The sequence below is a fragment of the uncultured Flavobacterium sp. genome, assembly GCF_963925185.1.
GTDB lineage: Bacteria > Bacteroidota > Bacteroidia > Flavobacteriales > Flavobacteriaceae > Flavobacterium.
In genome coordinates this window covers 1-18,688 of the sequence record NZ_CAWURC010000051.1, presented here as the reverse complement: position 1 = coordinate 18,688, position 18,688 = coordinate 1, and the positions used below count along the sequence as shown (strand labels likewise).

Sequence of the window (18,688 nt, the reverse complement as noted above, 5' to 3'; positions counted from 1 at the left end):
ACAAAAGTACAAAGGATTGTTTGAAAAATGAATAATTATTATAGTAAATCGGTCTCTTTTTTTATTGATTTTGTCCGGTTCCGAGAGCTGTCTGAAACACAGATTGTCTTCTGAATATTAATTCAAAGCAAAAGGGGCGCACAATCGAAATGTTGGCACGATAACTTTAAATCTTTTTGTGGTAGTAAAATTAATCATATTAAAGTAGCCTTTCATAGCGCCATAAGGAGACGACAATAAGCAGCCGGAGTTATAAGTGTGCAGTTCGCCGGGTTTTAAAACTGGTTTTTTGCCAATTACTCCTTCGCCGTCAACAAAATCGATGGCGTTTAGGGAATCAAAAATTTCCCAATGGCGTGAAATTAACTGAACGGAATCCTTGCTGTGGTTTTCGATTGTGATTTCGTAGCTAAAGGCAAAATGAATCTTGTAGTTTTTGAAGTAGGTGCCTTCAAAACTAGTTAAAACGGATATTTTTATACCTCTTGTTATCTGTGAAACCATATCAATGTACTAAAGATGAGTTTAATAATGGCAAAATTACAAAAATTTTGGTTGGTTTCACCGTTTTGATTTTTTTTAGTTGATGATATTTAACGAATTTGCATTTCCTTTCCCAATAACACGATCATAACGATCTTTGCTTTCTCGATAATATACAATGATGGAATAATCATTTTCGGTTTGATAAAAATTTCCGTCAATGGCATTTTCGTAATCAACAATTCCTTTTTTGTCCGCCACGATGTATTGATAATTTGTAAACCCCTGTTTTATCATAACAGCTTTTTCATAAATGGCTTTGTTAGGATTGTAATCCATTTTGTATTCGGGTATCAAACTATAATTGTTGAACATTCCTGCAATATAAATTTCTTTATTTGAAGTATAAGCGGGTGCCGAAAGGCTAAAATAAACCCAGGAATAATCGGCTTCGACTTCATTATTGTTTGCGTTTAAATTGCGTACAACAAAATTCCCATTAATGTCTTGCGTAACGGAATAAGGAAAATTTGTCCGGGCTCTATCTGTATAAAGACGGGAATTGTAAATGTCATTATTTGAATCTACTTGCGCCACATTATTATTGGCAGATTTGATGTCCTTATTGTCAAAAAACAAAAGTTCGTTTCCTGCCCAAAATTGGGTTTGTGTGTCATATTTATAAATCAAATCATTTCCGATAGTATATTGTGGAACAATGTTTTTGATTGCCGTTTTGAATTGTCCGTTTTGAAGCAGCATCACCTTTACGTTTTTCAGCGGATTTTGAAAATTGATCGTATTAGATTTAATGGCAAATTCTAGATTGTGTTTAAATTCTAAATTAGGGACTGTTCTAGCGCGTTTAATTTGGATTGGAATGGAGACGCTATCTTCATAAAGAATAAATTTTCTAGAAAAAGCGACCTCTTTATTTTCGTCTAAAATTTTCAGGATATAATTGCCACTAATACGCAATTGCGTGTTAGAATTAGGAAAAGACAATTGGTAATGAGAATAGATTTGCAAGGTATTAAAGGAATTAGTGTATTCCTGAATCCTTTGGCCGTCAAAGCCTTGTAAATAGTCGCTTTTGGGAATTTCTGATGGATTCCAATTGTAGTCACAATGAATGATTTCATAATAATAGTTGGCTTCATTTCCGTACAAATCATCAAATTGCAACTGGAAGCCATTACCCAATTGAAATATCGGAATTACATTCTGACCATTCTGAACAAAGGTCACTGTTTTGATGTTGTATGGAGGAATAACTTCTTTTTCCGTTTGAGCGGTGACAGTAGTGATGATGAAAATCAAAAATGTTTTTCGAAAGAAAACTCTAAGCATAATATTGTAATTGTTATTTTGTAAATATAACGAATTATGCTTTGTTTAATTATACCAAAATATAATTTGATTTTAGAATTGTTTATTTAAAACAAACAGGAATGATTTCGCCTTTTGCCAAACAATATTTCTCCACCAATTCTGGAGCTATTTTATAGGTGTAATCTTCTTCAACTACTGTAAATCCAATGCTTCTTAACTTGTCAAAATAATCTCGACCATAAATACGAACGTGATCGTATTGGCCAAAGATGGCCGCTCTTTCCTTTTGGTTCGTAATAGAATCGTCAGTAAAAGTGGTTGCTCTTGCTAATTCTTGCGGAATTTGGAGAATAGCCATTCCACCAGGTTTCAAAACACGGAATAATTCCTGCATGGCTTTGGTATCATCAGGAATGTGTTCGAGAACGTGGTTACAAAAAATGATGTCATAGGAATTATCTTCAAAAGGCAAATCACAAATGTCAGCTTTCACATCGGCTAGTGGCGAAAACAAATCGGTTGTAGTGTAATGAATATTTTCCTGGTTACGAAATAATTTATAAAAGGCCTGTTCCGGTGCAAAATGAAGCACTTTCTTTTTTACTTCCGACGTAAAAAAATCGGTTTCATTTTTTAAATATAACCAAAGCAAACGGTGTCTTTCGAGCGAAAGCGTGCTTGGCGAAAGCGCATTATTTCTTTGTTTTCCGTAGCCATAAGGCAAGAACATTCGGAAACTTTTTCCGTCAATTGGGTCGGTGAATTTACTCCCTTTTAATGCAAGCGCAAGTACGGGCCGCGCGGCATAACTCAGTCTAATTAATATTGGACGAGGAATGGTATTGAGGATAAGTTTGAAAAGTTTTTTCATTAGATTTTAAAAGGAATTTTTCTAAACTCATCTTCTTCATTACTCACAATTCCTAATGCTTGATATACATAAGCAAAAGTAGAAAGCAACTCTGGTTTTCCGTCTATTAAAGCCACGTCGTGCTCAAAATGAGCACTTGGTTTTCCATCGGCAGTAAGGATTGTCCAGCCGTCTTTGAGTTGCTTGATGTTTTTAGTTCCCATATTAATCATAGGTTCAATGGCGACTACCATTCTTTCTACAAAAAGTTTTCCACGACCGCGTTTTCCGTAGTTGGGCATTTCGGGATCTTCATGCATTTTTTGCCCCAATCCATGGCCTACTAATTCTCGAACAACTCCATAACCGTGATTTTCAGTGTGTTTTTGGATGGCATTTCCAACATCTTCCACTCGGTTTCCGGCTTTAAATTCGCGAATTCCTACGTATAAAGAATCTTTTGTTACCTGTAATAATTTTCTGGTTTCAGGAGCTACTTCTCCAATTTCGAAAGAATAAGCGTGATCACCGTGATATCCGTTTTTAAAAGCGCCACAATCTACCGAAATCACATCGCCATTTTTTAATGGAATGCTGTTAGGAATACCGTGAACTACCTGAGCATTAGGACTCATACAAAGCGAATTTGGAAAACCATATAAACCAAGAAAACTTGGAACGGCTCCGTGATCACGAATAAATTCTTCGGCTAATTTGTCTAAGTGTAAAGTGGTGACCCCTTCCTTGATTTCGGAAGCAATCATTCCTAAAGTTTTCGAAACGATTAAGGCACTTTCGCGCATCAATTCTATTTCTTCTCTTGTTTTTTGGATAATCATTTTTTGTAAAATAAGTAGCAAAAATACAACTTTATTTATAAAAAAAAGCTTCTCAAGACCGAGAAGCTTTTTTTGAAATTATAGAAGAGAATGCCTAGTCATTACATCGGGTTTTTCTATTCCCATCAGTTCTAAAATGGTTGGTGCTAAATCGCCCAAAACGCCATCGTGAATTTTTTTTGATTCTTTATCTACCAAAATAATAGGAACAGGATTTGTGGTATGTGCTGTGTTTGGGCTTCCATCAGGATTTATCATCGTTTCGCAATTGCCGTGATCTGCTATTATTAAAGTGGTGTAATTATTGGCCAAAGCCGCAGTAATTACTTTTTCGACACATTTATCAACTGCCTCACACGCTTTTATTGCAGCACTCATAACACCAGTATGTCCCACCATATCACCATTAGCGAAATTAAGACAAACAAAATCGACCTCGCCTTTTTCTAATTCTGGAACTAAAGCATCCGCCAATTCAAAAGCACTCATTTCTGGTTGTAAGTCGTAAGTAGCAACTTTTGGAGAGTTTTTTAGGATTCGGCTTTCGCCAATAAAAGGCAATTCCCGTCCACCCGAAAAGAAGAAAGTTACATGTGGATATTTTTCTGTTTCGGCAATTCTGATTTGTTTTTTATTATTTTTTTCTAATACTTCGCCAAGAGTTTCTGTAACGTTGTCCTTGTTATAAACCACTTTTACGTTATTGTAAGTTTCGTCATAATTAGTCAAGGTAACATAATACAAATTGAGTTTGTGCATATTTTGCTCGTGAAAATCTTTTTGAGAAAGCGCTTCTGTCAATTCACGTCCCCTGTCAGTTCGGAAATTGAAGAAGATTACGACGTCATTTTCTTTTATTGTTGCCAATGGTTGGTCATTTTCATCTACCACAATAATTGGTTTAATAAATTCGTCGGTTACGTTGTTTATGTAGCTTTCTTCGATGCTTTTCACTGCATTTTTAGAATGTGTTCCTGCTCCGTTTACCAATAAATCGTATGCTAATTTGACGCGTTCCCAACGCTTATCACGATCCATTGCATAATATCTTCCTATAACCGAAGCTAGTTTTACCGAAGTATTTTGAATGTACTTTTCTAAATCCTGAATGTATTTTTCCCCTGATTTAGGATCTACATCGCGACCATCTGTAAAGCCGTGAACGAAGACTTTTTGCAAACCAAAATCCTGGGTTGCATCAATCAAACCTCGTAAATGCGAAGTATGTGAATGCACGCCACCATCGGAAACCAATCCAAGAAGATGAATATTTACATTTTTGTCTTTGGCATATTGGAATGCTTCAACAAGAACGGGTTCCGAGTTTAAAGTTTTGTTTTCGACCGCAAGATTTATTTTTGCCAAATCTTGATAAATAATCCTTCCGGCTCCAAGATTCATGTGTCCCACTTCGGAATTTCCCATTTGACCTTCAGGTAAACCTACGTTTAAGCCATCGGTTCGAAGCTGTGCGCTTGGGTATTTTTTATATAAGCTATCGATGAAAGGGATATTGGCATTGTCGATTGCCGAAACTTTCGGGTCAGGAGATTTTCCCCAACCGTCGAGAATCATAAGTATTACTTTTTTGTTCATTGGAATTAAATTTTTGTAAAGATAAGTCTTTTCCAAAAATGTTGGCTTTGACCTAAACCACTATTATGCATTTTTTAAGGAACCCTTCTGAAAAACAATGATTTTATTATAGAGGAGCCCTTTTTCTATAATTAACGCATTTTACTTTTTGCTTTTTAAGGAATTGTAATCTATAAAATAGCGAAGACTTACCGAAAAAATATTTGTAAGGTTGGTGCCAAATACATTTTTTAAGTTTGTCGAAAAGTTTTTTTCGACAACGTTTGTGCTTTCCAATGCATAATTTCGACACAAAACAGTAAACTCGCTCCCTGGTGCGAACCACCAAGAATAAGATAAATCAAAATTCCAAGAATTGAAATTTCTATTTTTATTTAAATTATAAGTTGTATTTTGGGTTAAGTGGCCGTCATTTTCCAATGTAAAAAATTCATGATTTTGTGAATAGAACCAGTAATATCGTGCCGTTAAATTTATTGTCGTTTTGTTAGTCAAGGAATATTTCCCAGTTAAATCATATTGTAAAATTTCGCGATTGTGTTCGTTAAAAATAATATCTGCGCAAGCAAACCCAAACACATCATCATTGTAGCAAAGAACATATGCAGTATTATTTGAATGAATATCATTTTAGATACAACAGAAGGTCAAATATGGACACAATATTCGATGTGTTAAAAAGAAAGATGGTTAATTACAAAACAATTCCAGTAAAATCAGTAACTGACAAGTGCGATTAAAGCGCCACACCTATATAATTAATTTATAACAATTTAGTTTTAAAACGGTTATAAAAAAATGGTGTTTTATTATAAAAATTATAAAAAAAACTTGCAAAGAAGATAAGTTATTAATTATATTTGCACCGTTGTAATGCGAAAGTAGCTCAGTTGGTAGAGCTCCAGCCTTCCAAGCTGGTTGTCGCGAGTTCGAGCCTCGTCTTTCGCTCTAAAAACCTCAAACAAAAGTTTGGGGTTTTTTTATTTTATAAAATTTAAGTTTGACTTAGTTTCAATTTCTATTGGATTTTGATTGGGTCTAAAAAGTCGAGCCGTTAAACTACCTTTCAAAGTTATTTCGTTGTCTTTTACCTCAAGCCAGCTTCCTTCTCTTAGGCCCAAAACAGGAGATTTGCTAAACGCATGAAATTCGTTTATTCTCATCTCACGAGTTTCTCCCATATGCTTTAATTGAGAATTGTCATCAAGAAAATGAGGATTCAAATTAAAAGGAACTAATCCCATGGTTTGGAAACTTGGAGGATAAATAATAGGCATGTCGTTCGTGGTTTGCATCGTTAGTCCGCAAATGTTGCTTCCGGCACTGGTTCCTAAATAGGGAATCCCAGTTTTCACGGCTTTTGCAAGAACCGTTAGGATATTATTTTTATACAATTGCGAAACCAATAAAAAAGTATTTCCGCCACCAACAAATATTCCCTCAGCGTTTTTTAGAGCCGCTGCCATATCTTCAAATTCGTGAATTCCTTTTATATTTTTATTTATTTTGGCAAAAGCCAACCCCACTTTTATTGTGTATTCTTCGTGAGAAACGCCGCCTGGTCTTGCAAACGGAATAAAAAGTATCGTTTTGCAATGCTGAAAGTGGATACTTAATTCAGGCAAAAGGTATTCTAAATAATCCCCTCCGTGAAGGGTAGAAGTGCTGGCTAAGATTATATTTTTCATTTTATTTTTTGATAAAAAAGTTTTGGTTAAAGGTATGAAATCAGCCATCTTAAAATTTTGTTTTTCTATTCTTTAATTAACATACTTTTACCATGACGTTATAAATCATTTTCGAATACATTAAGATACTTTTACCCCGCAACAATAATTAATTAATATGCTATTGTGTCCATTTAGAATTTTTATGTTTATTTTAGTGTCCCAATTTACTTTTGGTCAAACTGTTAGCGAAAAATTGATTCACGGAAAAATAATTGTAGAATCAGGAAACGTTGAGGGAGTTACCATAATAAATTTAATAAATGAAAAGAGTACGGCAAGTGATTTTAATGGAGATTTTTATATTTTGACAAAAGCAGAAGATTTATTGGTTTTCTCCTCATTAAATTTAGAGTATCATCGCAGGATCATAGAAGAAAATGATTTAAAATCAGAAGTTTTAATTATAAAAATGACATCCAAAGTCACTGAACTCAAGGAAGTGATTGTCAACGGCCATCCTGAAATTAATGCAGTTTCATTGGGGATTTCTCCAAAAGGAATAAAACATTACACGCCTGCGGAACGAAAATTAAAAACAGCTGGAGATTTTAAACCCATTCAATTATTAGGAATTTTGGGGGGTTCCTTGCCGATTGACCCAATATTAAATGCTATTTCTGGTCGAACGTCGATGCTCAAAAAAGAACTCGAAGTAGAAAAGAAAGAACATTTATTAGAAAAAACCGACCTACTTTTCGAGAATGATTATTATATAAAGACACTAAAAATCCCCGCGAATTATATCAAAGGATTTCAATATTATTGTATTGAAAACGAAAATTTTAGAGCTGTTTTAAAATCTAGCAACAAAACAAGAACTGCTTTTTTTATGGTAGCATTAGCAATTGAATATAATGAAATAATTGCTTGTGAGAATGAATAACTTACTAACTTTACCCGTTGGGTGTAATTATTAAAAAGCCCCGAAATTTCGTTTTTTTGTGTGTTAGTGGCTTATCGTTATGGGGTCAAAGTCGGAGACATTTGCCCAGCGTAAACCGACTAACTCTTCATAGAGCGAGTGACTTTGCTACCCAGCAGGCGAAGCCGTCTACTCGATTAGCGGTTTGTTACTTCTTTTGGTTGAATTGGGATATACCATATATTTTTTTTCAAATCAACGCCACCACCCAGTTTCTCTTGCACCACCCGGTCAACTATAAAAACGCCTTTTTTTGCCATATCATTAAAATTGTCAATGCCATTATTGGGAAACCCGATTCTCGTTCTGTGAATATTAAATTTATCTGAAAATTTTCTATTAAAAGCTTTTTCAACACCATCTTTTCCAATTATAAAACCTAACAATCCACCCCAAGTTGCCGCAGGATTATCTGAATCCCATCCAGCAAGTGCCGCAATTTTTATAGTTTGAACTATATTCCCTTCTCCATAGAATAGGCTTATCAAACTTGAAGCAAAATTAATTCCTGCAGCAAAACAGCCATTACAATACCTGTTTTTGGAAGTCATATCATAACCGTCGGCTTGCTCTACTTGATACCTTTGATATACCTCATCTCGGGTTTGTTCCCATGGTATATTAGCCAAATATCTACTCTTTACAAAGTCATACATTTTCGCAGAATAGGAATCACTGGGCAGGCCTTTTCTTGCTTCGTTTGCCATCCAAATAATGTCGTCTTTATTTGATTTTGTTTTGTTTGTAGCTGAAGCGAGGGAATACATTGTAACATAAAATTCAGAAATCCATTGAGCATTGAATCTTGCGGTTGTTTGTATAGGAAGTTTCGCCATTTCTAAGGCAATATCAGGTCTTGTGGGCGCAAACAATCCGAAGATTTCAGTGGTAAGTTGTGCGTCAATCATTTCAAATTCAGGATTATTTTTAGGATCTCCTGTTGCGGGAGGAACCATCCCTTCATTCATTAAATCGAAAGCTTTTTGGTTTGATACCCACAAATAATTTTCTTCTTCTTTTTTAATATGGGATAACCAGCCGTCTCGTATTTGCTCACCACTTAGTATAATTTGCTTATTTTGATATAAAAGTTCTTGATAAATGTATTCTATGTCTGTATCATCATCTGACCCCCAGATACTATCTGGTTTTACAAAAACAAAATCGATAGTTGAAGATAAGTTACTCGGTACTCCTTGACCCCAAATACTTGGAAGATCTGGTTTCCCCCAATCTTCACGAGTGTAAAAAGCGCCAGTTTTTAATTCACCAATTGAGCCAATTTTATCCATTTCGGTTACAAGCCCAGTCCAGTTTGCAATGCACTGTCCAAGCCAAAATCCATACATTTTATTTAAGTATTCTGTTCGGGAAATAACTCTATCGCTTTTTTTATGCTTGTATTCTTTGTATATGATATTTGTATCAAAATCGCTTTTGGTTTTAGATTGAGCATAAAGGTTATGGCTACAAGCTACTAATAAAACCATCATAATTATGTATGCTCTGAATAACAAATATGTTTTAATATGCGACATAAGTATGTTTTTAGACTGCAATGCAAAAGTGTTCATTTTCTTAAAAATTTAATGTTATGTAGTTATTAAGCACAATGCCTGCTAACTGCAGTTCTTCTGAAGAGTCGGGATAAAAACCGCCAAACGGACTGTCTTTTGTTACTCATGGAGTGAATATATGTGATTTAAAGTATAGGTGGGTTCTAAAAATTGATTTTTTTGATTTTTCACAAAACAAAACCCGTTGGTTTTGTAAAAAAATTAATTCGTAATGTAAATCTAAAATAGTATTTGGAATAATTGCATCTAAAATTTATTTTTTTTATGAATATTTAATATATATATATGATTATCAATTAGTTATGTTAAAATATTTAATCTTATTACTTGCTCATAACGGAATAAATTATAGGCCCGTTAGTACCTAAAATTTTATGTTGCGTGAAATTTTTTCATGCTGAATTTTCTTTTATATTTTAAACGAGTACCGTTTGGTTAGTTTCCTACTCTAATCAATGTTAAAATTCTATTAAGAACACTTATTTCGATACCATCAGAAGGTTGTTCATCAATTTTCCATCTCACATCTATTGTGTCACCCACTTCAATTGTAGAAAGGGCTAGTAATGAAATGTCCGATGGTAATTCTACTCTTGTTCTGCTAGAATTAGGAATTAAGACGCCATTTTTATAAAGGCTAAAAGTAGCCATATGATTAATGGGGGTAACAAGCGTAGTCGATCCTGATTGAAAGATAGTTCCATTTACAGTTGCAGTTGCAGTAAAGCCTGTGATGGCACCTCCACCTGTTCCAATATCTCCATTATATACTGAAGCACCAGTATTCGCAATTCCACCTGAACTGGTAAATATTACAAAATTAGACAAGCTCCTAAAATTTATAATGCTATTGCCTGTTGGCAACGTAAGTGTACCTTCTCCGAAAGAAATTGCTCCCAATGTAGTTAATAATCGTCCGTTTACTGTGGTATTAGCCCCTGCAACAGCAGCTCCATGAGAAAATAAGGTTCCTGAGATATTTGTACTAGCACCGAGACCAACTGCTCCATCAGCAATCCAAAAAACATTTTTTGCGGTTGCTCCGTTTGTTAAAATTACATTAGTACCAGCCCCTGTATTAAATGCTCCTGCATTGGCTCTAACTATAAATATAGGGTTTATTTCATTATTACCATTTAGAGTAAGAGTGCCGGCAATTGATGCCGCGCCCGCTACATTATAAACTCCAGGAAAAAGCGTTTCCCCACTTCCAAAAGTAAGTGCATGGGTACCGGTTACAGGTATTGCCATAATATCGTTATAAATTAAATCCAAATCTGCAGCCGCAGTAGCAGTGCTAAAACCAGTTGTATAATTAGCTGCGGGGATGTTTAATTGCCCATTAAAATGAATAGAATACGTACCAGCCTCTACTAGAGTTTTAGTCATGTCTGTAATTACTACATCTGTAGTTGAAGTAGTTGAAATAATTGAAGAAGCATTAACAGAACTATAACCAGCGGTGTTAATCAAGCTCAAAGATGCTGCGGCAGTGGTAATTGTTTCAGTGTAGATTATTTTTGTTTTTACCGCATACAATTTATCATTAGCTATATCATAAATTTGTGTACCAACGCCTAAATTAGCACCAAAGATAGTTGTTGCGTCAGCTATCTTCATTAATATTGAAGGTGCAACCAGCGCCTGCGGTGCCTCCGGTGCCTGCGAAAAAATCAGGGAAGGTAAAAACAGGAATAAAATAATTAACTTTTTCATTTTAATTTATCATTTATTAGAACACAATCAAAAGCAAATAAAAAAAAGATTCCTCACTTCGGAATGACAAGGCTTTTGAAAGCAAATAAGGGAGAGCTGGCGTTACGATGAAATTGGAACGCCAGCTCTCCCTATATAAACCAAGATTGTTATTCCGAACAAAGGGAGGAATCTAAAATTTGTATTCCTTTATAATAAAACTTTAAAAACTCAATCTATGCTTCTGCAGGATAAAGAAAATCATCCTACAGAAACATAGCAATATTAATTGTCAGTATAAGTATAAGATACTACAAATTTATCATATTGTGATTGAGCAGAAAGAATAGTTACAGTAACCCCAGAACTAGTATAATCTAATGTTGGTCTCAATGCCGCTCCATTCATCATAACAGTTATCCCAATTGTATCTGTTAATGGGGTATATGTAAGTGTGTACGTTCCTGGTGGATCGAGTGCTTCAAATGATTGAACAAAGTAACTGACATTACTGTTCATTTTTACCAAATAATCTGTGCCTGGTAATGCGGCTAATGCACTGTCAATTGTTAAAGCAGAACCAATTCCGATTTTTGCTTGCCATAAAGTACGATCAGACACAACATAAATTTGCGTTCCAGCAGGCACATTTTGTCCAAAAGCAGTTACTCGATCTGCAATTCTCATTTGGGCTGTTGGTGTAGTTTGTGAAAATCCTAAATAGGAAATTACAAATAATGCGATTGTTAGTATGTATTTTTTCATAATTTTACTCAGTTTATCTATACCACTGCAAGATTTTAATTGTTTGTTTATGTTTATTTATTTTGTGTCAAGGTTGTTTTTCATTACAAATAAACCAACCCTGACATTTGGTTTATTTGTTTAATTTATTGATTTTATTTATTGGTTTTTCATTTGTTTTACCCAGTTTGTCTATACCACTGCAAGATTTTAAGTTAATATTTAATTTGTAACTGTTAATTGATCGTTTTGCCTTGTGTCTAGAATTAATGTTAAAGTAGTAAGACCAACACCTGACCATTGATTTTGTCTTAGTAAAGCTCCATTATAATGAATTTTAGAAAAAGCACTCAAAGAAAATGTTATAGCTATACTATTTTCCCCGTCAGAAACTAACTCTTTTTCAAAATATTGCATTCCACCTGCTGCTCCGGTTATTGTAATATTTGCTGTTCCGTCAAACGGCACACCGTTGATTGTTCTTGCAGTAGCAAGCGCTGTGGCTGTTCCGGCATTTCCGGTTATGGTTGTTTGGTCACCTGTGTTTGTATTGCTTGTATTTTCAAGGACAGTTTGTTGAGCATTGGTAACATAGTTTTTGTCTGCAGAAGCAGCAATACTTGCTGTAGTTGCTGGAACAGCCGAAACATTTGCACCATTTCCTGTTAATAACCCCGTTAGGGTTGTTGTCGTGGCTACAGTAATTATATTTGGACCGGCACGACCAGTTGCACCAGCCGTTCCGCTTGCACTAAACAAAGCATAGGGCACACTCATTAATTCGTTTGTACCAGCAATGGTGTAAGCGGTTCCGCCTGTTGGGTCGGTTTCTGTTTTTATAAAATAAGGGCCAGTTGCCCAGTTGATACCCGAAAATGTACCTGTTACAATTGTACCTGTTCCAATTTCTAAACTTACTAAACCATTGGCGTTGGTGCTTGGTGTTTGGGTTTCTACATATACAGCTGTACCAGTTGATGAACTCTGCAATATGCTAATTTTCATTCCAACAGGTGTTGATGTTAGTAATGCATTACTGCTGTTGCGAATTACAGCTTGGTAACTCATTTTTTGTGGGGCTTGTGCAAATACGCTTACCGTTAATAAAAGCCCTGCTATGATGGAATATATCTTCTTCATAGTTTTTAGTTTTTAATAATTTTAAATGTTTTTACTTCTTTGTTATTGTTGGCTACTTTCAAAAAATAAATGGCACTTGGTAAATTTTCCATACCAATTGTTTCGGTGCTGCTTATTATTTTTCGGCTTTCAATTAATTTTCCGCTAATGTCGAAAAGTTGAAAATTCAAAGTTGAAAGTTCAGCGTTACCTACATTAAGCGTTAAATAATTAGTAGTTGGGTTTGGGTAAGCGGTTAATTCCAAATTAATAGAATGATTATCGATACCCAATACAACAGAAATTTCGTAGGGTTGCTGCACACCTTGTGCTACCGAACCTGTGGTCCCTGTGTTGGTGGTATAAACAATTTGCCCTACCGAATAAGCAACGGTTCCTCCGCTACCCGAAGCATCACCGCCTGCAGCGATTACTGCTTCTTGTGCCTGTGCTGTTAGTAGCCCAAAGCCTAACAAGAATAATACAACTATTTTTATTTTTTCGGTGTTCATATTACTTATTCTAATGAAGGGTCTAATAATTCATTTTTAGAGATTTCAATAAAAGTTGAGGTCGATTTTTTCATCGCTTCTTTCATCAAACTAATTTTATTCATAATAAGTGTCATTTTATCGTACACTAAATTGTCTTTAATTATATAGTCAAAGGCGCCATACTCAAGTGCATCAACAGCTATTTTAATATTTTTCTGACCCGAAACCATTATCACATAAATGCTAGGATCGTAGCGTTTTATTTTTTTTAAAACTTCCAATCCTGTTATTCCATCCATATTGTAATCCAAGAAAATAACGTCTGGATTTTGATTTAGATTATTCAGGCAATCATTCCCATTACTGAAACATGAAATAGTGTTGTAGTTTAGGTTTAACAAATATTGTTCGTGCATATTTACACAAAAAGCATCGTCGTCTACTATAAAAATTTTGAATGGGTTTTGACTTTGCACGTTAGTATCTAATTATTTTAATAACACGTATGCCAAAAGCAAGCCAAAATTTTAAGTAGCTGATTGTAAGTGTTTTAGTAAAATACTATGGTTTATTTTTTTCCATTTTTTGGAAAGTATTCCAATAATTGTGCTGGCGTTGCTTTGCCACGTGCCTCGCAACCCACTACAAAGAAAGACAGGTGTGAGGTTTTTTTGCCACAGATTGCCACAGATTAAACGGATTTAAAAAAAAATTAGTGAATCAGTGGATAAAATGGGTTTATTCGGTTATTCGTTGATGCGTTGATTCGGTTATTCGAGAATCTAAAATCTCAAATCTTCCTCAAACTCATAACTCATAACTCATAATTAATTTGCCTTTGAATTGCTTTGCCGAGTGCCTCGAATCCCCTCGCAAAGACAGACAGGTGTGAGTTTTTTTGCCACAGATTAACACAGATTAAACGGATTTAAAAAAAATTAGTGATGCGGTGATGCGTTTAATCGTTTAATCGTTTAATCGTTGATGCGTTGATGCGTTGATGCGTTGATTTGTTAATTCGTTGATGCGGTGATGCGGTCATTCGAGAATCTAAAATCTAAAATCTTCCTCAAACTCATAACTCATAACTCATAACTCATAACTCATAACTCATAACTCATTTGCGGGGTTATTCATTTTTCTGAAGTTGGAAAATTACAAGTTGTAATGTTTTTTTTACTACCGTATAAATAGCTGTAATTTGCCCTTTATTTTGTGTTTCTTTTGCTATTTTTTCTAAAGTTTTCATTTCACTCTGAATAGACAGAACACCCATATTATCGGTGCTGGGTCTAATTTTATGTATTAATCGGCTAATTTCCAGAAAATTATTTGATTCCAACGCTGCATCTATTTTTTCAATAGTTGCTATTGTTTGTTCCACAAAGACACCGACCATTTTAAGCACAAATTCATCATTGCCTCTACTCAAATCACGAAGAACGTTCAAATTATAAAGGGGCTGATTTGGGTTCATCTCATTATCTAAAGATGGAACACCATTTTTATTTATGGTATTTTTTACAATAGTATGAAGTAAAACTATTTCATCAAAAGGTTTTGTCACATAATCGTTCATACCGACTTGCTTGCATTTTTCAATTTCTGTTTTAAAGGCATTCGCCGTAAGTGCAATTATGGGAGTAGAGAGTTTTAATTCTTCTCTAATAACTTTTGTAGCTTCAATACCATCCATTCCTGGCATTTGAATATCCATAAGAATGAGGTCGAAGTTCTGGGTTTTTAAAATTTTTACTGCCTCAAAACCATTTACAGCCTCCGTTATATTGCAATTAAAATATTGCAATGAGTTTTGAACAACCATTCTATTCATTTCATTATCCTCAACCAATAAAATAGACAAACCATCAAGGTTAAAATTAATTTCAGAAGGTGATTTTTTCACACTTTCTATATTTCCTTTTATAAGATTAATCTTAACAAAAATAGTGGTTCCTTTATTTTTTTCACTTTCAACTTCAATTTTCCCACCCATCAAATGAACTAATTCTTTGGTAATTGCCATTCCCAAACCGGTTCCGCCATGTTTTCGGGTGATGCTTTTATCTTCCTGTGAAAATTTTTCAAAAATTGATTCCGCATATTTTTGTTCCATTCCTATTCCTGTATCAGCTACAGAAATAAGTATTATTTGAGAAGTCTTACCATCAGACAGCAGCTCGCAGTTAACCTTAATTTTACCTTTTGGAGTGAATTTTAATGCATTTCCTATAAGGTTAAAAAGTATTTGTTCCAAGCGCAAAGAATCTCCCTTGAATACTTTATTTACCTTATCTGAAATTATAGAAGTAAGCCTAATTTCTTTTTGTTCGGCTTTTAAATTAAGCACTTTAAGAACATTGTTTACGGGTTCTTCAATAAGAAAGTCTTCGGATTCTAGTGACATTTCGCCAGCTTCTATTTTTGAAAGATCCAAAATAGTATTAAGAATATCTAGTAAATGCGTAGAGGCGATTGAACTGTTATCTATATATTTTTTTTGAAGACCAGAAAGTTCTTGTTTTTCCAACTCCCTTAAAAACCCAATAATAGCATTCAACGGCGTTCTTATTTCATGACTCATATTGGCTAAAAAAGATTCCTTGGCTTTTGAGGCTTCCTGGGCTTTCTTTTTTTCAGCTTCAAGATTAATATCCAACAGTTTCTGATCAGTTATATCTAAATAAATTCCAATAGAACCCAATAAATTATCATTATCATCATAATTAGATGCTCCACTAATTGCCCACCATCTTAGTTCTCCTCTTTTGTTTTTAACCTGGATTTCATAAGAATCTGATTTGCCTTGTTGTCCAAGTTGGATTTTAGAATTAATAATGGCCAAGTTTTCCCCAAAAATAAATACTTCATTTGGGGTTTTCCCTAAAAGTTCGCTTATTTCATACCCTGAAATATCCACAAAACTTTGATTGGCATATTGAATAATCTCATTATTATCAACTTCAAGTAAACCAAGATTCATATTGTTGATGATATTTTGGTATTTCTCTTGTAAAACTTTGCGAAGAAGTTCTTCTTTTTGTCGTTCTGTAATATCTCTACTTACATTACCCAAACCAATCGCTTTTCCGGTAATACTATCTCTGATTAAGAAAGCAGACATTTGTACTGGGATCTTCTTCTTAGTTTTAATATTTAATAGGTGCGCTTCACCTTCCCATTTTCCGTCTTTTTCCATTCTAACATTTGCCTTTAAAAAACTTTGTTTTATAATTTTAAGTTCTTTAGGATCCATAAATTCAGAGATCTTTAAGCTGGAAAGCAATTTTTTATCATCAATGCCTAGATGTTCTCTTGCAGCTTTGTTCATAAATGTTGGGTTTCCTTGCATATCTCCAAAAGCAATAAAATCTTGACTAGTTTCAATTAAAGCAAACAACTGTTGTTTTGTTTTCTCTGTGTTTATTCGTTCGGTAACATTTCGATAACTCCAGACACGACCAGTATTAACTCCATTCACTATGGTTGGGTGCGAATACCTTTCAAATACACGGCCATCTTTTAATTCAATAATATCAAAACTTATCAATTTTGGATTCGCATATAATTTTTTTACTTTGGCAAGTACTTTTTGTGGGTATATCAATTGATCTAAAATAGTGTCAAGTGCTTTGTTACAATCCCATGAAGCCATAGAATGTTTAGGTATTTTCCATAGTTCTAGAAATTTTTTATTGAAGCGAACTATATTGCCAAAGTTATTAACTACTAAAATACCATCAGCAGTCGATTCTAAGACTGCTTCCATATTCGAGAAAGACTCTTCTAATGATTTTTTAATCTTTTTTTGCTCGGTTATGTCACGGGCAACTGCGTAAAGTTTTCCGGTGACAGCATTGGGAGTTGTGTTCCAATCAAACCACAAATAATTTCCATCTTTTTTACGATACCTGTTCGCAAAATTTATAGTTTTAGCACCTTTTTGCAGTTTCTCGATTTCTTTTAGGGTTAAATCAATATCATCAGGATGTACGAAACTCAGAAATTGACTTTCGAGCAATTCGCTTTCGCTATAACCTAATGACTTTTCAAAATTTGAATTAATGACTTCAAAATAACCCTCCACATTTGCAATACAGGAAAAGTTAGCTGTGTTGTAAAAAAATTGTTTGTATTCTGTTAGTGCTTCTTCTGCTTTTTTTCGTTCGGTTATATCACGGGCAACTGCGTAAATTTCTTCTGTTATTTTATCATTATTAGCATTCCAGCTCATTGGCACATAATCGCCTTTTTTTGATATCAAGCGATTTTCGAAGCCTATCGTTTTTTCTCCTGTTGCAATTTTTTTAATTTCATTTATAGAACTAATAACATCATCAGGATGAATGAAATCATAAAACGGTTTTGCAAGCAATTCTTCAATTGTCCAACCTAAAGTTAGTGAAAATGAAGGGTTAAGTTTTTTGAAATATCCATTACTACCTATAATGCATTTCATATCAATTGAAAGTTCAAACAATTTTTTTAATTTCTTCTTTTCAGCATTTTTTTTTCTGGATACAATTTGCGAAACTACTTCATTGGCTAAAAGTGTCAAGGACAGCTTTTGGTTAGCAGTTAATTTTCGAGCTTCTCTATCAATTACACAAAGAGAACCAAGCGCATAGCCATCGGGGTCAATTAATGGAAAACCGGCATAGAATCGGATATTGGGTTGGGCTGTTACTAAAGGATTGCTTAAAAAACGTTCATCCTTTGTTGCATCTTCAATTTCCAAAAGGGATTCACCATTAATTGTATATTGGCAAAAGGAAATATCTCTAGGCATTTCGGTTGTATCCAAACCAATTTTAGATTTAAACCACTGCCTGTCCTTATTAATTAAAGTAATTAATGCAATGGGAACTTCGCATATTATTGACGCTAATTTTGTGATACGATCAAATTCTTCTTCTGGCAAAGTATCAAGAATATTGTATTGAGCCAATGCATCTAAACGAGCTACTTCATTTTTTGGTATCGGGAGATTTTTATTCATCATGTTTAAAAGAATTTGAATTGATACGTTTATTTAGCGTTTTCAGAAGATTGAATCAAATTATAAATGGTTGATTTTCCAATAGCTAGCTTTTTTGCTGTTTTTAACACATCATTATTGTTCTTTTTTAAATAATGAGCGATAATTTCGGCCGTATATTCTTTTAAAGTTTTTTCTTCTGACAAGAAAATATCAGTGGTATTTATACTATTAAAGGTAAGATTATCTGGCAAAATTTCTTTACCATCGCTCATAACACAAGCTAAATCTATCACCGATTTTAATTCTCGAATATTACCCGGAAAGGG

General features: G+C 34.2%; 15 protein-coding genes, 1 tRNA gene and 2 pseudogenes. 3 read left to right on the top strand and 15 right to left on the bottom strand.

Annotation, left to right across the window (positions count from 1 at the left end):
- Positions 1–117: 117 nt before the first annotated feature.
- The 6 genes from apaG to AABM59_RS10145 form a co-directional block, all read right to left on the bottom strand.
- Positions 118–504: a Co2+/Mg2+ efflux protein ApaG gene (apaG, locus tag AABM59_RS10170; protein WP_338408854.1), complete on the bottom strand. Its 387-nt coding sequence runs from the start codon at positions 502–504 to the stop codon at positions 118–120.
- Positions 505–579: 75 nt separating this feature from the next.
- Positions 580–1,833: a DUF5103 domain-containing protein gene (locus tag AABM59_RS10165; protein ID WP_338408853.1), complete on the bottom strand. Its 1,254-nt coding sequence runs from the start codon at positions 1,831–1,833 to the stop codon at positions 580–582.
- Between the two features lie 82 nt (positions 1,834–1,915).
- Positions 1,916–2,686: a methyltransferase domain-containing protein gene (locus AABM59_RS10160; RefSeq protein ID WP_338408852.1), complete on the bottom strand. Its 771-nt coding sequence runs from the start codon at positions 2,684–2,686 to the stop codon at positions 1,916–1,918.
- The gene (gene map / locus AABM59_RS10155; RefSeq protein ID WP_338408851.1) at positions 2,686–3,504 is read right to left on the bottom strand and encodes a type I methionyl aminopeptidase; all 819 of its coding nucleotides are present in this window, start codon (positions 3,502–3,504) and stop codon (positions 2,686–2,688) included. The genes AABM59_RS10160 and map overlap by 1 nt, the downstream gene beginning before the upstream one ends.
- A gap of 78 nt (positions 3,505–3,582) precedes the next feature.
- The gene (gpmI, locus tag AABM59_RS10150) at positions 3,583–5,100 is read right to left on the bottom strand and encodes a 2,3-bisphosphoglycerate-independent phosphoglycerate mutase (protein ID WP_338408850.1); all 1,518 of its coding nucleotides are present in this window, start codon (positions 5,098–5,100) and stop codon (positions 3,583–3,585) included.
- Positions 5,101–5,241: 141 nt separating this feature from the next.
- Complete coding sequence (locus AABM59_RS10145; RefSeq protein WP_338408849.1) at positions 5,242–5,679, bottom strand: DUF5916 domain-containing protein; 438 nt, start codon at positions 5,677–5,679, stop codon at positions 5,242–5,244.
- Between AABM59_RS10145 and AABM59_RS10140 the strand changes: the two are divergent.
- A pseudogene (locus AABM59_RS10140) lies at positions 5,679–5,840 on the top strand (IS1595 family transposase); the annotation flags it as partial. The gene AABM59_RS10145 and the pseudogene AABM59_RS10140 sit on opposite strands and share 1 nt — an antisense overlap.
- A 135-nt stretch (positions 5,841–5,975) precedes the next feature.
- Positions 5,976–6,048 (top strand) — tRNA-Gly (locus AABM59_RS10135).
- 32 nt (positions 6,049–6,080) lie between these two features.
- Here the strand turns inward: AABM59_RS10135 and pepE are convergent.
- Entirely contained in the window at positions 6,081–6,788 is a 708-nt protein-coding gene (gene pepE, locus AABM59_RS10130) for a dipeptidase PepE (protein ID WP_338408848.1), read from the bottom strand.
- Positions 6,789–6,945: 157 nt separating this feature from the next.
- On the opposite strand from pepE, the gene AABM59_RS10125 reads away from it, so the two are divergent.
- Positions 6,946–7,713 carry a hypothetical protein gene (locus tag AABM59_RS10125; protein ID WP_338408847.1) on the top strand — a complete coding sequence of 256 codons (768 nt, stop codon included), beginning with the start codon at positions 6,946–6,948 and terminating at the stop codon, positions 7,711–7,713.
- A 176-nt stretch (positions 7,714–7,889) separates the two neighbouring features.
- Here the strand turns inward: AABM59_RS10125 and AABM59_RS10120 are convergent, their stop codons facing one another.
- The 8 genes and pseudogenes from AABM59_RS10120 to AABM59_RS10085 all read right to left on the bottom strand — a co-directional run.
- Entirely contained in the window at positions 7,890–9,326 is a 1,437-nt protein-coding gene (locus AABM59_RS10120; RefSeq protein ID WP_338408846.1) for an ADP-ribosylglycohydrolase family protein, read from the bottom strand.
- Positions 9,327–9,764: 438 nt separating this feature from the next.
- Positions 9,765–10,949, bottom strand: a complete 1,185-nt coding sequence (locus AABM59_RS10115) for an ice-binding family protein (RefSeq protein ID WP_338408845.1) — start codon at positions 10,947–10,949, stop codon at positions 9,765–9,767.
- Positions 10,950–11,309: 360 nt separating this feature from the next.
- A complete protein-coding gene (locus AABM59_RS10110) occupies positions 11,310–11,789 on the bottom strand; it encodes a hypothetical protein (protein WP_338408844.1) in 480 nt (159 codons plus the stop codon).
- A gap of 201 nt (positions 11,790–11,990) precedes the next feature.
- Positions 11,991–12,908, bottom strand: coding sequence for a hypothetical protein (locus AABM59_RS10105; RefSeq protein ID WP_338408843.1), 918 nt, complete (start codon positions 12,906–12,908; stop codon positions 11,991–11,993).
- A gap of 5 nt (positions 12,909–12,913) precedes the next feature.
- Entirely contained in the window at positions 12,914–13,399 is a 486-nt protein-coding gene (locus tag AABM59_RS10100; protein WP_338408842.1) for a T9SS type A sorting domain-containing protein, read from the bottom strand.
- 5 nt (positions 13,400–13,404) lie between these two features.
- Complete coding sequence (locus AABM59_RS10095) at positions 13,405–13,857, bottom strand: response regulator (protein WP_338408841.1); 453 nt, start codon at positions 13,855–13,857, stop codon at positions 13,405–13,407.
- A gap of 653 nt (positions 13,858–14,510) precedes the next feature.
- Positions 14,511–18,383: a PAS domain S-box protein gene (locus tag AABM59_RS10090; RefSeq protein ID WP_338408840.1), complete on the bottom strand. Its 3,873-nt coding sequence runs from the start codon at positions 18,381–18,383 to the stop codon at positions 14,511–14,513.
- Positions 18,384–18,409: 26 nt separating this feature from the next.
- A pseudogene (locus AABM59_RS10085) lies at positions 18,410–18,688 on the bottom strand (sigma-54-dependent Fis family transcriptional regulator); the annotation flags it as partial.

Excerpts from the sequence above, each read along its gene's own strand:
- AABM59_RS10125 (WP_338408847.1), top strand. The coding sequence starts at position 6,946 with ATGCTATTGTGTCCATTTAGAATTTTTATGTTTATTTTAGTGTCCCAA.
- AABM59_RS10120 (WP_338408846.1), bottom strand. The coding sequence starts at position 9,326 with ATGAACACTTTTGCATTGCAGTCTAAAAACATACTTATGTCGCATATT.
- AABM59_RS10110 (WP_338408844.1), bottom strand. The coding sequence starts at position 11,789 with ATGAAAAAATACATACTAACAATCGCATTATTTGTAATTTCCTATTTA.
- AABM59_RS10105 (WP_338408843.1), bottom strand. The coding sequence starts at position 12,908 with ATGAAGAAGATATATTCCATCATAGCAGGGCTTTTATTAACGGTAAGC.
- apaG (WP_338408854.1), bottom strand. The coding sequence starts at position 504 with ATGGTTTCACAGATAACAAGAGGTATAAAAATATCCGTTTTAACTAGT.
- gpmI (WP_338408850.1), bottom strand. The coding sequence starts at position 5,100 with ATGAACAAAAAAGTAATACTTATGATTCTCGACGGTTGGGGAAAATCT.
- AABM59_RS10165 (WP_338408853.1), bottom strand. The coding sequence starts at position 1,833 with ATGCTTAGAGTTTTCTTTCGAAAAACATTTTTGATTTTCATCATCACT.
- pepE (WP_338408848.1), bottom strand. The coding sequence starts at position 6,788 with ATGAAAAATATAATCTTAGCCAGCACTTCTACCCTTCACGGAGGGGAT.
- map (WP_338408851.1), bottom strand. The coding sequence starts at position 3,504 with ATGATTATCCAAAAAACAAGAGAAGAAATAGAATTGATGCGCGAAAGT.
- AABM59_RS10115 (WP_338408845.1), bottom strand. The coding sequence starts at position 10,949 with ATGAAGATAGCTGACGCAACAACTATCTTTGGTGCTAATTTAGGCGTT.
- AABM59_RS10090 (WP_338408840.1), bottom strand. The coding sequence starts at position 18,383 with ATGATGAATAAAAATCTCCCGATACCAAAAAATGAAGTAGCTCGTTTA.
- AABM59_RS10100 (WP_338408842.1), bottom strand. The coding sequence starts at position 13,399 with ATGAACACCGAAAAAATAAAAATAGTTGTATTATTCTTGTTAGGCTTT.
- AABM59_RS10160 (WP_338408852.1), bottom strand. The coding sequence starts at position 2,686 with ATGAAAAAACTTTTCAAACTTATCCTCAATACCATTCCTCGTCCAATA.